The organism is Variovorax durovernensis, from assembly GCF_977011995.1.
Window position 1 is genome coordinate 6309931 of sequence record NZ_CDRNCW010000001.1, and the last position, 14871, is coordinate 6324801.

At 71.6% G+C, this 14871-nt stretch carries 10 protein-coding genes; 4 read left to right on the forward strand and 6 right to left on the reverse strand.

What is annotated here, in order from left to right:
- Positions 1 to 73 precede the first annotated feature (73 nt).
- Genes ACWV14_RS29950 through ACWV14_RS29965 form a run of 4 tightly spaced genes read left to right on the forward strand, consistent with a single transcriptional unit; the run spans position 74 to position 4066 of the window.
- A complete protein-coding gene (locus tag ACWV14_RS29950) occupies positions 74 to 1099 on the forward strand; it encodes a glycosyltransferase (RefSeq protein ID WP_454905395.1) in 1026 nt (341 codons plus the stop codon).
- Positions 1100 to 1137: 38 nt separating this feature from the next.
- On the forward strand, positions 1138 to 2148 hold the full coding sequence (locus tag ACWV14_RS29955) for a hypothetical protein (RefSeq protein ID WP_454905396.1): 1011 nt from the start codon (positions 1138 to 1140) through the stop codon (positions 2146 to 2148).
- Positions 2138 to 2914 carry a hypothetical protein gene (locus tag ACWV14_RS29960; protein WP_454905398.1) on the forward strand — a complete coding sequence of 259 codons (777 nt, stop codon included), beginning with the start codon at positions 2138 to 2140 and terminating at the stop codon, positions 2912 to 2914. The genes ACWV14_RS29955 and ACWV14_RS29960 overlap by 11 nt, the downstream gene beginning before the upstream one ends.
- A gap of 3 nt (positions 2915 to 2917) precedes the next feature.
- On the forward strand, positions 2918 to 4066 hold the full coding sequence (locus ACWV14_RS29965; protein ID WP_454905399.1) for a hypothetical protein: 1149 nt from the start codon (positions 2918 to 2920) through the stop codon (positions 4064 to 4066).
- Here the strand turns inward: ACWV14_RS29965 and ACWV14_RS29970 are convergent.
- The 6 genes from ACWV14_RS29970 to ACWV14_RS29995 all read right to left on the reverse strand — a co-directional run bounded on the left by ACWV14_RS29970 (position 4056) and on the right by ACWV14_RS29995 (position 14866).
- Positions 4056 to 5735 carry a hypothetical protein gene (locus ACWV14_RS29970; protein ID WP_454905401.1) on the reverse strand — a complete coding sequence of 560 codons (1680 nt, stop codon included), beginning with the start codon at positions 5733 to 5735 and terminating at the stop codon, positions 4056 to 4058. The genes ACWV14_RS29965 and ACWV14_RS29970 overlap by 11 nt on opposite strands.
- Positions 5736 to 5878: 143 nt before the next feature.
- Complete coding sequence (locus ACWV14_RS29975) at positions 5879 to 6862, reverse strand: Bug family tripartite tricarboxylate transporter substrate binding protein (RefSeq protein ID WP_454905403.1); 984 nt, start codon at positions 6860 to 6862, stop codon at positions 5879 to 5881.
- 175 nt (positions 6863 to 7037) lie between these two features.
- Entirely contained in the window at positions 7038 to 8249 is a 1212-nt protein-coding gene (locus ACWV14_RS29980) for a VWA domain-containing protein (RefSeq protein ID WP_454905405.1), read from the reverse strand.
- Positions 8246 to 10618 carry a DUF5682 family protein gene (locus ACWV14_RS29985; RefSeq protein WP_454905407.1) on the reverse strand — a complete coding sequence of 791 codons (2373 nt, stop codon included), beginning with the start codon at positions 10616 to 10618 and terminating at the stop codon, positions 8246 to 8248. Before ACWV14_RS29985 ends, ACWV14_RS29980 begins: the two co-directional genes overlap by 4 nt.
- Positions 10619 to 10654: 36 nt before the next feature.
- Positions 10655 to 12979, reverse strand: coding sequence for a hypothetical protein (locus tag ACWV14_RS29990; protein WP_454905408.1), 2325 nt, complete (start codon positions 12977 to 12979; stop codon positions 10655 to 10657).
- A gap of 24 nt (positions 12980 to 13003) precedes the next feature.
- Complete coding sequence (locus ACWV14_RS29995) at positions 13004 to 14866, reverse strand: ATP-binding protein (protein WP_454905410.1); 1863 nt, start codon at positions 14864 to 14866, stop codon at positions 13004 to 13006.
- Positions 14867 to 14871: the final 5 nt, after the last annotated feature.

Sequence of the window (14871 nt, forward strand, 5' to 3'; positions counted from 1 at the left end):
CTGGTGGCGGGCGCGGTTGTGCGATAAAAGCAGGATGCAAGCCTTCAAAACAATGTCCGGACAGGAAAATTCGATGATGCCCGATCAAGTTGCCGCGCGTTGCGCGCTGGTCCTGGAGACCAACAACCTGCGCGGCGGAGCGGATGCCGAGGCAAGGGCCGGCGCCAGCCTGCAGCGCCTGGTGGCGCTGCTCGCGAAACAGAAACTGCCTCTCACGGCGCTCGCGCAGGTGGTCATCACGCACGACGGGCTGAGCCCCGCCACCTGCGATGCGGTGAGCGCGCTCGCGGGCCGGCCGGTGGACTTCGTGCGCATCGACACGGCCACCGGTTACTACGACGCAAAGAACGCCGGCTTCGCGGCCACCGACGCGCAGCGCTGCACGCACGTGGTGTTCGCCGATGCCGACTGCCTGCCCGACGACGACTGGCTGCTGCAGATGCTGCAGCCGTTCACCCGAAGCGATGCGCCCGCAGTGGTGGCCGGGCGCACCAGCTACGCAGCCAACGTGGTGGGTACCGCGCTGACCACCATCGACTTCATGTACTTCCCCAACGCGGACCATGCGGGCGCCACGAGCAACTTCTACGCGAACAACGTGGCCTTCCGCCGCGAGGTGTTCGAGCAGCACAGCTACCAGGCGCTCGACGGCGTGTACCGCGCGCACTGCCAGGTACTGGGCATGCGGCTGAAGACAGCGGGCGTGCCCATTCACTACGCAGCAGCGGCACACACCGAACACCGACTGCCAGACACGCGCATCGAGGCGCTCAAGCTGCGCTGGATGCGCGGGCAGGACACTTACTCGCTCACGCCGCACTTGCTGCGCAGCTACGTGTCGCCGCGCTGGCAGTGGCTGGCGAAGAGCGGGCCCATCGGTCCGCTGTGCGTGCTGTTCACGCGGCTGGGCTTCAGCGTGAAGGCGCTGAACCATCAAGACCTGCCGCCGCTGCGCGGCCTGCGCTGGCTCGCGGGCGTGGCGCTGATTTTGGGCTTCTCGGCCGTCGACATGCTGGGCGCATTCGCGCGCGGCATCGGCTGGCACACCACGGGCCGCACCAATGCGGATGCGCAGGCGCTCTCCTATCACCGGCCTTGAATCGCCGCTCGCCACAAGAACAACAAACGACAGAAACCATGCACATCCGCTCTTCGCTTCTGGCGCGCCGCGCCGCGCTCGGCCTTGCGCTCGCAGGCGCCTTCACGCTGGCAAGCGCCGCCGACTTCGCCGGCCGTGGCGTCTTCAACTTCAAGTCCGACGCCGGCTGCCCCTTCGCCGCGCTGGCCGGCGCGGGCAACGACTGCAACCGCCTGGCGCTCGACGACCCCGAAACGCGCGCCGCGCTCGACGGCGCCGCACACACCATCCGCTTCACCAACACCCGCAGCTACGCCGAGAAAACCATCGTCGGCGACGTGCTGCTGCAGGGCTCGGGCCAGGCGCGCAGCGGCCAGCGCGTGCCGCTGACCTTCCACGCGCTGCTGAGCCGGTCGGGCACCGACTGGTCGATCAGCAGCCACGCGCACTCGCCCATCGGCGGGGAATTCAACGACATCCGGATCGACCCGTACCAGGTCGTGGTGAACGAGGCGAACACCGACCGCGTGGTGCTCACGGCCGACCAGGTCATCGAGGCGCTGGCCAAGCCCTCGCTCACGGCGCGCCTGGCCAACGTGCTGGTGCAGGTGGACGACAACCGTACCGATGGCGCGAAAGACGCCGACATCACCATCGGCCTGGGCCTGAGCAAGGCGTCGAAGTCGGTGGCGCGCGCACGCTTCCACGCGCCGGCCGCCAAGGGCCGCGAACTGGCCGAAGCGATGCAGCAAGGCAACTGGACGCTGGAGCTGCAGGCGCTCAGCGGCAAGATCCCGCGCCAGGTGGTGCAGCGCGACCTGTTCCTGTACGGGCTGGAATCGCAGTCGCTGTTGCAGCCGCTGCTGCAGCGCGGCTTCCGCAAGAACGAGAAGCTGGTGCTGGGTGCGGCCGGCGGCAAGGGCTTCGTGCGCTACGACGGACAGCAGCGCGAGTTCGCGGGCGCCGACGCGGCCGCGCGCGCGTTCCTGCAGGACAGCTTCATCGGGCTCGTGCTGGGCTGGCAGCAGCAACAGCCGCAGCCCGTGCAGGCCAAGGCCGATGCCCGCTGACCAGGCACCAGACACGGCAGCCGGCTTCGACTGCCTCGCCCCGCCACGGCTTCGCGGCTGGCCCGCGATGCAGGCGCGCATCGTGCACCACGTCAAGCGCGCCGCGCTGCGGCAGCTGCATGCGAGCAACGCGGGCGAGATGCTTCTGCTGCGCTTCTACCTGGTGGGCGAGGAGTCGTCCGAGCAGGCGCTGCAGCGCGAGCTGCGCATCGACCCGCCCGACTGGCTCGCGCGCCAGCTCGACCAGCACCTTGCCGACGAGCAGTTGCACGCGCGCCTGTTCGCCGAAGCCATCGTGGAGCGCGGCGGCACCGCCCAGGCCGCCGCCTCGCCCGAAGAAGCGCCCCGGCCCGACTGGTTCAGCCGCCGCAAGCTGGCGCGCTGGCAGCAGCTGATTCGCCGGCATGCGCCGCACTTCGCGCACGGCGGGCTGGTGCCTGCCTATGCCATCGGCCTGAGCGCGGAACAGATGGCTTCACGCATCCTGCAGCGCCACTGCGCGCTGATCGGCCAGCAGCATGCGCTGCATCCGCTGCTGTCGCGCGTGCTGGCCGACGAAGACCGCCACATCCGCCTGTGCAGCCACACGCTGCAGCGCTGCGTGGCGCCGCACGAGCAGGCCCGGCTCGCGCAGTTGATGCGAGAGGTGCGAGACACCGAACGCGGCTTCGGCATCACCGGCGCGGCCGGGATGTGGCTGGCCGGCGTGGCCCTGCGGCTGCGCCCAGGCGCCGCGCGGCCGGTGCGGCACCAGCACCACGCCTGATCGATGCCGCCGCGCATCCTCTACCTCGCGACCGCGGACGCGCGCGGCCACCTGATGCGCGCGCAACTGCTGACGCATGCGCTGCGCGAGGCCGGCGCGCAGGTGCAGGTGCTCACCACCTCGGACGAAGGCGCGCGCTTCCTGGCCGGCTTCGGCATCGACGCGCCGGTGCTTTCGCGCCACTACGCGGTGCAGTTCGACAAGGAGCAGAACATGCTGCGCCGCGAGACCGACCGCAACGTGGCGCACTACATGTTCCGTCCCACGCGCATGCTGCGCGACGTGCTGCGGCTGAGCCGCCGCTTCCGCGACACGGACCTGGTGGTGAACGACTCCTTCCACCCCGCGCTGCTGCTGATGGGCTGGCTGCCGTTCTGGCACCGAAAGGTGGTGCATGTGTACGGCGCGAGCCTGCGGCATGCGCTGCAGACCAACTTCGAGGGCCGCATGCCGGGCGGCGTGGCACGGCTGTTCGGCGGCATCGTGGCCTGGCAGATCGACCGCAGCCTCGCGCGCATCGCGCACGACTTCGCCCACGGCGAGCCGGCGCACGACGGGCGCGGCGGCTGGCGGCTGCCGACGCCGGTCGCGGTGGTGGATGCGGTGGCCCATGCACAGGAGGCCGCGCCGCGCGCCGCGGCCGTCTACCTGAACCCGCACTTCGAGGAACCGGCACTGGCCGAAGGCCTGGAGCAGGGCCTGGCCGATGCGGGCCTGCCGGCACACCTGGTCGGCGAAGGCTATGCGCGGCGGCCCCGCTGGCATGCGCGCGACGAGCACTGGATCGAGGCGGCCGCGCGCAGCGCCTTCATCGTCTCCGCGCCGGGCATGGCGGCGCTGTCGATCGCGGCGGTGTACCGCAAGCCGATCCTGCTGCTGCTGACCGACCAGCCCGAGCAGGCGATCAACGCCGGGCGCGCCGCGCAGCTCGGGCTCGAGCACCGGGTGGTGGTGTGGCGCGGCGACGCGGCGAAGTTCGCGCGGGCCGTGGCGACGGCAGCCGGGGAACTGGTCGCCACCAACGCCGGCAACTCCACGGACGCCACGGACACCACGAAAGCGGCGGAGGGCCGGCAGGCCGCCATCGACCGGCGCCAGCATTGGGTCACGCTGCTGATGCGCCTTGCCGGTGACGGACCGGCTACCCCATGACCCCGCGCGCCGAATCGACCACCGCGCGGAACACGCGGGCCGCCGCGCGCAGCGGATGCATCTCGGCCCATCGCATCGACGTGGCCTTCGGCGGCGCCGAGACCACGCCTCGGCCCATGCGCAGCGACACCTGCAGCCGCTTGATCGTGAAAGACGGCCGCGCCAGCGCCCGGCGCGGCATTGAGCGCCCGGTGTCCGCCACCACGAACTGCAGCACCAGGCACTTGCGCGCCGCCGCGGCCTCGATGTCGAACACGAGGCTGCGGCGCCGCGCCCCCGTAACGCGCTGGGCCGGCAGCACCACGCCGTCGAACATGGCGTGCACGCTCGTGGCCTTGGCATTGCTGCGGTAGTCCACCCGCACCTCGATGCGGTGCGGCCTCTGGTGCGACAGCGAAAGCGATTGCGACGGCGCCAGCGCGGGCAGCGGTATGACAAGGCTGGCCAGCTCGCCCTCGCTGCGCGCGCCCTCTCCGTCGAAGCCGGCCCAGCCGTGGCTGAGCCAGCCGGTCGCGGGGCTGCCCGGGTGGAACATGTAGGGCCGGTCCATCCGCAGCTCGGCCACGTCGCGCAGGCCCTGGCTCTTGTCGTCGAAACCCCAGCGCAACGCGAACGCCCGCTCGATGGCGGCGGCGGGCCAGGCCGATGCGCCCGCGGCGGCATCGGCCGCCAGCGGAGAGATGTCGCCGCAGGCCTCGGCCATGAAGTCCATCGCGCCGAGCCCGGCGCCGATAGGCATCCAGCCCGAGCATGCCGCCGGCAGCTGCGAGCGCGCGTTGCGGTCCGCATGGATCAGCGCATGGGCGGGCTTGCGAAAGTAGCGCGCCTCGGTCAGCACGCTGGACGACAGCGACGACGCAAAGTGCACGTTGTTCGCCGACAGCAGCGCATACGTGTTCTCCTGCGTCCATGCGACGTTGGGAATCGCCCGCGCGATCGGCGCGAGGTCGTGCAGCGCGGGCTCGTAGGGATGCGGCTTGATGACCAGCAGGTCGACCCCGCGCGCCAGTTCTCGCAGCGGTGCGATCACGCTGGCCGGATGCATGGTGCGCCCGCCGCCGACCAGCGACAGGTCGACCAGGCTCTGGCCGAAGAACAGCCCCACGCGCAGCCGCGGGTCGAACAGCGAAGCGGCGCCGCGCCTGGCGAAGTAGCCCTTGATCACGCTCGCGTGGTTCCAGAACAGCTCCTCGTCCACCCGGCGCGCGCGCAGCGCGGCCTCGATGGCGGGGTCGTTGGTGCGGGCGCAGAAGTGCAGGTGCTCGGTGAAGCGGCGCGGGTCGATCTCGATGTCGAGGTAGCTGGCGCCGCTGCGGTGGATGCAGTGCTGCAGCGCCGGCGTCAGGCCCCAGCCGATCACCAGGCAGCCGGGGTCGAACGCCGGCATGCCGTCGCGGCCCGCCAGCGGCGCCAGGTCGGCGATGCAGGCGCGGGCCCAGCCGGCCGGCGTGCAGGGCAGGTCGAGCCGGGCCATGAGGCGTGCGACGTCGATGCGCCCGCCGTCGGACAGCGGCGCGACCTCTTGCACCGGCAGGCCCAGGCGGCCGAGCGCAGTGTCGAAGAAAGCACGCAGGAATCGCCGGTTCGCGACGTGGTAGATCAGGCCGTTGGCTGCGGAGCGAAAAAAATCGTCCGCAAAGACGACGTGGTGGAACCGGCGAGTTTTCATCGTTTTTACGGGCAGGAGCGGCCTGCCCCTGCACACCGTCCCGCCGACCCTTTCTGGCGATGCGCCAATCTAGGCAGCGACTCTTAGCCAGGAATGAGGACGTCGCGGCCTGCGCGCAAAGTTGCCGTAAAGGCGCGGGCGGCTCAGTCCAGCACCAGGTTGAGGTCGCGGATGAGCGGCTGCCAGCGTGCCGATTCGCCCTGCAGCAGCGAAGCGAACTTGCCAGGCCCGTCGCCCGCGGCCTCGACGCCCAGGTCGGCGAACCTGGCCAGCACCGCCGGGTTGTGGATGGCGCTGGCCACCGCCTGCTGCAGCCGCGCGACCAGCTCGCCCGGCGTGTTCAAGGGCACCACGAGCCCCATGAGCGTGGCGGCCTCGACGCGCGGCAAGCCGAGTTCGGCGAAGGTCGGCACCGCCGGCAGCTGCGCCAGCCGGCGCGGATGGGCCACCGCCAGCGCGCGCAGCTTGCCGCTCTGGATGAAGCGGCGGGCCGCCGCCAGGTCACACATCATGGCCGGCAGCTGGCCGCCGGCCACGTCGGCCAGCGCGGGCGCCGCGCTGCGGTAGGGCACGTGCACCATCTCCAGGCCGGCCTCGCGCTCGAGCAGTTCCATGGCCAGGTGCTGCGGGCTGCCGGTGCCGGCGGAGGCAAAGCTGACCTTGCCGGGAAAGGCGCGCGCATCGGCGATGAAGGCCCGCGCGTCTTTCTCGCCGGTGGCCGGGCCGACCAGCAGCACCATCGGCAGCCGGCCCATCAGCGTGACCGGCGCAAAGTCGCGCACGGGGTTGTAGCTGAGGTTGCGGTAGAGCGCGGGGTTGAACACCAGCATGCCGTTGTCGGCCGACAGCAGCGTGTAGCCGTCGGCCGGCGCGCGCGCGGCCTCGATGGCGCCGAGCGCGGTGTTGCCGCCGGCGCGGTTCTCGATGGTCACGGGCTGCCCGGTGTCGATGGCGAGCTGGGCGCCCACGGTGCGCGCGACGATGTCGGCGCCGGCACCGGCCGGGTACGGCACGATCCAGCGGAAGGGCCTGGCGGGATAGAGCGGCTGCGCCGTCGCGCCCCTGAAACCGACCGACAGGGCGGCTGTGGACAGCAGTTGCAGCAGAAGCGGTCGGCGGCGGATCATGGGCAGGCTGATGGCAGACGGTCTTCAGCCCATGTTAGTTGTTCGGCCGTGTATCACAAACCGGCCCGGCTCAGTCGCGAGACACCGCGGAACCGGCTTCGCCGGGCCGCAGGTGTCGCCCCCGGAGAGGGGGAAGGCGAAGCGACACGAAGTGCGCGAAGCCTGGGGGCGAGCCTCATCCTGCCCTGCTGGCCTTCAGGCCTTGTGCCGCGGCCCAGCCCGCCACGTCCTCGCGCTTGATGGCCGCGGCCATGAGGCCCGGGAACGCGTCGGGCGTGCATGCGAACGAGGGCACGCCCAGCGCGGCCAGCTTGGCGGCCAGGTCGCGGTCGTAGGCCGGCGCGCCCTCGTCGCTGAGCGCCAGCAGCGCGATGAACTGCACGCCGGCCTCGACCAGCTCGTTGGCGCGGTGCAGCAGCTTTTCTTCCACGCCGCCTTCGTACAGGTCGGAGATCAGCACCAGGATGGTGTTGCGCGGCTCGCGTATCAGGCTCTGGCAGTAGCCCACGGCGCCGTTGATGTCGGTGCCTCCGCCCAGCTGCACGCCGAACAGCAGGTCGACCGGGTCCTGCAGCTGCTCGGTCATGTCGACCACGTTGGTGTCGAACACCACGAGCTTGGTCGCCACCGCCGGCAGGCTGGCCATGACGGCGCCGAAGATGCTCGAATAGACCACCGACGCGGCCATGGAGCCGCTCTGGTCGATGCACAGGATCACCTCGCGCTGCGGCTGCCGCGCCTTGCGGCCGTAGCCGACCAGCGACTGCGGCACCACCGTGCGGTATTCGGGCTGCCAGTGGCGCAGGTTGGCGCGGATGGTGCGGTTCCAGTCGATCTCCGAATGGCGCGGGCGGCGGTTGCGCTGGCTGCGGTTGAGCGCGCCGCTCACGGCGCTGCGCATCGGCTCCTCGAGCTTCTTCATGAGCTCGTCGACCACCTTGCGCACCACGGCGCGCGCGGTGTCCTTGGTGCCCGCGGGAATCACGCTGGCCAGCGCCACGAGGTTGGCCACCAGGTGCACGTCGGGCTGGGCGTTTTCGAGCATCTCGGGCTGCAGCAGCATCTGGCGCAGGTTGAGCCGCTCCATCGCGTCGCGCTGCATCACCTGCACCACCTGGCTCGGAAAGTACTTGCGGATGTCGCCGAGCCAGCGCGCCACGCTGGGCGCCGAATCGCCCCGGCCGCCGCGCTGGCCGCCCTGGCCCAGGCCGCGCCGGCCGTCGGCCTCGTAGAGCGCGGCCAGCGCCATGTCGATCTCGCGCACCCGGCCCTCGACCGCGCCGCAGCTGGGCGTGGCCTCGCTGCCGAGCACCAGGCGCCAGCGCTGCAGGCGGTCGGTGGGCGACGGCGTCTCGTCCGCGGACGCGGCAACGGTGTTGGTGTTCATGCCTTCACTCCCAGCAGTTCCCGCAGCAGCGGCAGCGCGAGCACCGCGCGTGATTCGTCCCAGTCGGCGGCGGCGGTGGCGACCACCGCCGTGCCGCCAGCGGCGCCCCGCTTCGCGCGCTCGCCCAGCGCGCGCCGGTCGGCGCCGGAGAAGTCGGCGAAGCTGCGGCGCACCAGCGGCAGCACCTGCAGGAAGTGTTCTTCGCCCAGCGCCGACAGCCAGCCGTCGACCAGCGACCACACGGCCTCGTCGTGCAGAAGCACCATCGCGTTGCGGTTGAGAAAACCCTCGAGCCACGCTGCCGCCTCGGTGGGCGGAGCGCCTGCCGAGAGATTGCGCGCGAGCTGCTGCGAGGCGCCCTCGCTGTCGATCTGCGCATCGTCGAGCAGCAGACGGCAGGCCACGCCGCGCAGCAGCGGCGCGGCACTCTCGCCGAAAGCGATGGAGCGCAGCGCGCTGCGCCATGCGGCGGTGGTTTCCTCGCCGTCGCGCAGGCGCACCGCGTCGTGCGCGGCGATGAGGCTGGTGCGCAGCGATTCGGCCGCTTCGGCGTCGAGCGCGCCGCATGCAATGGGCAGGCCGATGGCGCCGCGCACGATGAGGCTGTCGAGCACGTGCGAGAGCAGCGCGCTGTCGGTCTGGCGCACGCTGCCGTAGCGGAACACGTTGGCCAGCGGCGGCACCGCGCCGATGAGCTGCACCGCGTCGCCGGTGAGCGCGGCGCGGTCTTCGAGCGCTCGGGTCACGGCCTGCACGGCGGCAGGCAGGTCGGCCAGCAGCACGGTGTCGACCTGCTCGGCCAGCACGGTGAGCGAGCTTTCGCCGGCAAGCTGCTCCATCACGCGCGAGGCGGCGGCGTGCGCCACGGTCGCGCCGAAGCGGCTGGCCTCGATGATGCGCAGCGCGAACTCCGGCTGCCACTGCAGTTGCCACACCTCGTGGAAGGTGCCGCGGCTCGAACGCTGGCCGGCGGTGGGCGCGCCCCAGGGCAGGTCGAGCAGGCGCAGGCGGTGCAGCAGGTGGCTGCGCGCGAGGTCGTTGGGCTGGCGCAGGTCGAGGTCGAGCGTGCGCGCGGTGGCCTCGGGCTTCAAGCGCAGGCTTTTTTGCTGCTGCTCGATGTCGCGCTGCAGCGGCACGGTCGGCACTTCGGCCGGCACCTGGCCCATGCGGTCGCCGACGGTAAGGCGCTCGCGGATCAGCGTGAGGGGCGCCTGCTCGCCCATGCAGATCACGCTGCGCACGGCTTCGTCGAGTTCGGGCAGGCCGGGCGCGGGGCGTTCGCGCAGCGCGGCGAGCGTGTCGGCCAGGCGCGTGGCCTCGATGAGGTGGGCGGAAGAGCAGTCGAGGTCGTGCTCGCGCAGGAGCCGCGCCACGCGCGCGAGCCAGCCGGTGCTGCGGCCCGCCACCTGCTGGCCCTGCTGCCACAGGTGCTCGTACCAGCCCGGCGAATCGATGCCCGCGCCGTAGCCGCTGGCGCTGGTGAGGTGGCGGTAGGTCCACGGCACCCAGGTGGCCAGCACCTTGAGCTTGGGCAGGCCCTTGAGCAGCGCCGCATCGGCCTTGGCGGTGGCCGCGCCCTGCAGGGCCGGCACGTGCCAGGCGCCGCAGACCACGGCGATGCGCTGGTGGCCGGCCTTGACGGCTTCGCGTATCGATTGCCGCATGAAGGCCTCGCGCAGCTGTTCGCGCTTCGCGGCGCGCGGGCCGCGGCGGTCTTCGGGGGTTTCCGCGCGCACGGCCGTCATGGCCTCGGCGATGGCGCCGAACAGGTCTTCGCCGTCGCCGCGCTCCTCGACCATGTGGTTCCACCAGCTCTCGCCGTCGGCATAGCCGGCGGCATGGGCGAGCCAGTCGAAGGGGTCGTCGGGGATCTGCTGCCGCGCCGCTTCTTCGCCGGAGGCGGAGTCGGATTCGGATTCGGCGGCCGGTGCTTCGTCGTGCACTTCGCCGTTTTCGTGGTCACCCAGCGGTTCGCCGGATTCCGCTTCCGGTGCTTCCGGCGCCTTGGCCGCCTCGGCTTCGTCGGCGGCGCGCGCGGCCTGCTCGATCGCCATGCGGTGCGACTGCGGCAGGTCGATGAAGCGCACCGGCAGGTTGCGCGACACGCCCCATTGCAGCGCCTGCCATTCGGGCGAGAACTCGGCGAATGGGTAGAAGGCAGCGAGCCCCGTGTCCTCGCCCGCGTGGATCAGCATCGCGACCGGCGGGCGCAGGTCGGCATGCGCCATGAAGGACAGCAGGCCCTCCGCGTCGGGCGGGCCTTCGACCAGGATGCAGTCGGGCTGCAGCGACTCGAAGGCGCGCAGCAGGCTGCGCGCGCAGCCGGGCCCGTGATGGCGGATGCCGAAGTAGTGCAGCGGAGAGCCCATTTGTTCAGTGCGTCGGAAAAATGAAGATGCCGGGGCTCAGAGGCCGTAGCGCGCTTCCATGGCCTCGTGCCATTCGGTCGGCTCGCCAGCCGCGCGGGCCAGCTCGGTCCAGCACAGCTGATGGCCCTTGCACAGCGCAGCCACGCGCGCCGCGATGGCGCGCGGCGGCACGTTGGCGGGCGCGGTCACGGCGAGGTAGAGGCCGGGGAGGTCGGCTTCGTCGTCGCCTTCGTCTTCGTCTTCTTCGTCCGCGTCATCCGCTTCGGCGTCGCTCACGCGGTAGTTGTCGTTGCTGTACTGCCAGGTGCTCCAGCCCGCCTCGTGGAGCGCGTCGCGCAGGGCGCTCACGCTTTCCTCGCCGGGGTGCACGCCGTCGATCATGTAGCTCGGGCCGTAGGGGCCCTTCTCCAGCAAATGCACGGGCGCGGTGAAGACGCGGGTGTAGGTGCGCAGCTCTTCTTCGTCCTCGGGCGGCTGCTCCGCCAGCTTGGGTTCGAACACCACCCAGTCGCCCAGGCGCTGCTCTAGGCCGCGCGGCGAGGGCTGCACGATGCGCGCGGTGGCCGGGCCGGTGCGGCGCGCGAGCACGTCGCGCTCGCGGCCGTTTTCCTCGCAGCGCAGGTAGACCAGGCCCCAGTCTTCCTCGACCGCGGCATCGTCGGGCTGGCCGGCTTCGAGTTCCATCTCGAGCGCGCGGGCCTGCGCACGCACGTCGGTCCACTGGCGCGCCGCGCTGGCGGCGATCAGCAGCTCCCAGCGGCGGCCGGGCTCGGGCGCGTCGTCGGCGGCCAGCACCATGCGGCGCTGGGCCACGGCCGTGTCGAAGTCCTTCAGTTCCATGGCGGCGTCGGCCCACAGGCGGCGCGTGGCCGTGGCCTCGGGGTCGTGCGCCAGCACCTGCTCGACCAGCGGGCCGACCTGCGTGTAGCGCCCTTCCCTGAAGGCGATGCGCGCGCGGTACCAGGCGGCCATGGCCGGCTGCGCGGCCTCGATGCGGCGCGCCTGTTCCTCGATGGCGCCCAGGTCGCCGGCACTGAAGCACAGGCCGAACCAGTGGTTCTGCAGCGCCACCGATTGCGGCGCCGCCAGCACCATGGCCTGCAGCCGGCTGCGCGCCTCGTCGTGGCAGCCGTAGTTCGACAACGCGGAGGCCAGCATCATCGCCAGCCCCTCGTCGCCGGGCAGCGCCTGGTGCGCCTGCTCCAGCCACTGGATGACGGTCTCGTTCGACAGGTCTTCGGCCTCGGGCGAACGCAGCCAGTCGGGGAGCGCTTCGGGTGCGCTCGGCGCGGGCTTCGGCGCCACGGCGGCAAGCGCCTGCCCGGCACGCCGCACCTTGTCGGCGGCGCCGAAGTCCTCGCGCAGCAGCGGCACATGGTGGCTCGCACGCGCGATGGCCTGCTCGGCCAGCCACGGCACCTGCCGCGCGCCGGCCAACTCGGCCTGCGCCAGCGCAAGGTCGATCAGCATCCGGTGGCTGCCGACGGTGTGCAGGTGCTCGATGGTGGTCCACAGCGCATGGCCCAGCGCGGGCGTGTTGAGCTCTGGCAGCGCGCGCGCGGCGGCGACGGCGGCGCGGCACCACGACACATGGTCGGCCACCTCGATGTCGCCGAATTCCGGCAGCAGGTCCCACCCGGCCTGCGGTTCGCCGGCCAGCACGAGCGCGCGGCTGCGTTGCAGCAGGCGGGTCGACTGCTCGCGGCGGTCGTCCTCGTCGGCTTCGTCCTCGGAGTCGTCGAGCAGCTTGAGCGCGGTGTGCGGATCGCCGGCCGCGAGCCATTGCTCGACCTCGGTGGTGACGAACAGCGTGGTCACCTCTTCGCCGGCGCGGCGCTGCGCGTCGCGCTGGCTCTTGAGGTACAGCACGGCCTCGCGCGGCTGGCCCTGGTCGCCCATGGCATTGGCGCGCTCGATGCTCAGGCAGCCGAAGCAGCCCCAGCTGGGGTCGATGCGCGCCAGCGTCTCGTCGCAGGCAGCAAGGCGCTCGCCGGCCCAGCCGGGGCCGTCGACGTTCGCGTAGGTGGCCACCAGGTCTTGCGTGACGCAAACGCTCTGCGGGCATCCCTGGGTCTTTTCCTGGTGCGCCCGCTCGTAGGCATCGACCACTTCGCCGAGCTGCGACTCGCCGTGGTGGCGCGCCACGCGCGAGGCGCAAAGCCAGTGCTTGAAGTACACGTCGAGCCACGGAATGTCGAGGCCGCGCGCGCTGGCGAGCGCCTCGGGCACCAGCGCCTCGACCAGCGCATGGTTGCCCTGGAATTGCTGGTGCGGCACGTCGTGAATCAGGTAGGCCAGGCGCTGCTGGCCTTCTTCCTCGAGCCGGTCCGACAGGTCGTTGACCCAGGCAAAGCTGTCCATCGTGGTGATCCTCTCTCTTTGGTTTTAGGAGGCCGCGCGCGGCGCGCAGAGCGCGGCCACGGCCTGGCTGAAATCGGCCAGCAGTTCGACCAGCGGCGGCTGGCCCTTCAGTTCCTCGCCGCCGGGCGCCATGATGGCCTTGAAGCTGCGCAGCAGCGCGACCGCATGCGCGGGCACGGCGCGGCCCTCGCGGTGGCTTTGCAGCAGCGCCTGGATGGCCGGGTTGTCGAGGTTCACGTACAGCCGCGCCGACACGCTCGCGTCGATGCGCTGGGTGAACGCGCGCGCCAGGCTGAGCGCGGCACCGGCCATGCGCTTCCTGGCCTCGTCGGTCTCCAGCCGCGCCTTCAGCTGCGCCTCGCGGTCGGGCACGGCGATCAGCGGCAGCTCGGGCGACACGAAGCGCGCGGGCACCACCAGTTCGCCCCACGCGAGGTGTTCGCGAAGCCAGGCGAGTTCGCTCTCGGGCAGGTCTTCGCCGCGGAACATGCGGGCGTTGCCGGCGGCGGTGCCGATCTCGATGAGCTGCACGCCGCGATCGCGCACCCACTGGCGCAGGAAGCCGGCCACGGCGTAGCGGTCGCCGCGTGCCACGGGCACCTGCAGCGCGCGGAACAGCACGTCCTCGAAGCCGCCGCTCTGGCCCAGGCTCAGGTGAATGCGGCCTTCGCGCACCAGGCTGCGCACCGGCAGGTCGCCCTGGCTGGTGGGCAGGCGCACGGCGTCGGCCAGCATGGTGAAGAGCTCGTCCTCGCACAGCGCGGCGCCCAGCAGCGCCTCGTTGTGGCGCGTGAGCAGGCGGCTCCACGCCGGGGTCTGCGACTGCGAGAGATCGGCCAGCCCGCGGATCAGCGCGTCCTGGATGTGGGCGCGCGTGGCCTGGTAGGCGGCGTCGCGCTGCAGGTCTTCGCGGCTGGCGGTGGGCGTGAGCGTGTTCGACTCGATCACGCCGCCGATGAAGCCGGCCCACACCGGCAGCAGGTCGCGCGCCTCGTCGTCGAGCAGCATGCCGCGCACGTAGACGCTCAGGTGGCGGTTGTCGCTGGTGCCGTAGGTGGCGCCGTCCTGCACCCACAGCAGGCCGCGCGCGTCGCTGTCGCCCTCGGGCTCCACGGGAATCACGCAGATGGGCTCGAAGTGCCGCTCCATGCGCGCTGCGAAGGCCATGCGCTGGCGCTGCAGCACCGCGGGGTGCAGCACCACGCCGTCGGCGGCGGCGCGCCACGGCGGCGGGTCGGCGTTGACGCATTCGTCGTCGAACCACAGCGGCTCGCGCAGCAGCGCGCAATAGCGGCCGAGCACTTTCTTCAGCACGCCGGCCGAGCACAGGTGGCTGAAGTCGCTGCGCATCGCGAGGTGGATCTCGGTGCCCACCGGCCGCGCGTCGATGGCCTGCACCGCGTAGCGCCGGCCGTCCGACGAGCGGTAGCGCCAGCCTTCGCCGGGCGACTGGAACGAGGTGCTGTTCACCAGTACCTGCTCGGCCACCACGAAGGCAGATAGAAAGCCCAGCCCGAACAGGCCGATGAGCTCGTCGCTGCCGTCCTGGTCGGACGCGCGCAGCTGCCGCGTGTAGCCGTTGCCCAGCGTAGCGAGGTAGCGGTGCAGCTCCTGCTCGGTGAGGCCGGAGCCGTTGTCGCGGATGACGATGGTCTGCGCGGCCTCGTCGGCCAGCACGTCGATGCGGCCGGCCTCGGTGAACGACGGGTCTTCGAGGCGGCGGCGCGAGATGGAGTCGTGCGCGTTCTGGATCAGCTCGCGTATGGCCACCACGGGCGTCGAATACAGGTGCTTGGCCAGCACGTCGAACAGGCCGTCCAGGTGCACCTGGGTGGTCTGCAGCGCCGGTGTCTGCGAAGGGAGGTCCGGCTGTGGAAGGTCCGACATCGGCG

Bases quoted from the DNA above. Each gene is read 5' to 3' on its own strand.
- ACWV14_RS29950 (WP_454905395.1), top strand. From the start codon at position 74: ATGATGCCCGATCAAGTTGCCGCGCGTTGCGCGCTGGTCCTGGAGACC.
- ACWV14_RS29985 (WP_454905407.1), bottom strand. From the start codon at position 10,618: ATGGGCTCTCCGCTGCACTACTTCGGCATCCGCCATCACGGGCCCGGC.
- ACWV14_RS29995 (WP_454905410.1), bottom strand. From the start codon at position 14,866: ATGTCGGACCTTCCACAGCCGGACCTCCCTTCGCAGACACCGGCGCTG.
- ACWV14_RS29975 (WP_454905403.1), bottom strand. From the start codon at position 6,862: ATGATCCGCCGCCGACCGCTTCTGCTGCAACTGCTGTCCACAGCCGCC.
- ACWV14_RS29980 (WP_454905405.1), bottom strand. From the start codon at position 8,249: ATGAACACCAACACCGTTGCCGCGTCCGCGGACGAGACGCCGTCGCCC.
- ACWV14_RS29970 (WP_454905401.1), bottom strand. From the start codon at position 5,735: ATGAAAACTCGCCGGTTCCACCACGTCGTCTTTGCGGACGATTTTTTT.
- ACWV14_RS29955 (WP_454905396.1), top strand. From the start codon at position 1,138: ATGCACATCCGCTCTTCGCTTCTGGCGCGCCGCGCCGCGCTCGGCCTT.
- ACWV14_RS29965 (WP_454905399.1), top strand. From the start codon at position 2,918: ATGCCGCCGCGCATCCTCTACCTCGCGACCGCGGACGCGCGCGGCCAC.
- ACWV14_RS29990 (WP_454905408.1), bottom strand. From the start codon at position 12,979: ATGGACAGCTTTGCCTGGGTCAACGACCTGTCGGACCGGCTCGAGGAA.
- ACWV14_RS29960 (WP_454905398.1), top strand. From the start codon at position 2,138: ATGCCCGCTGACCAGGCACCAGACACGGCAGCCGGCTTCGACTGCCTC.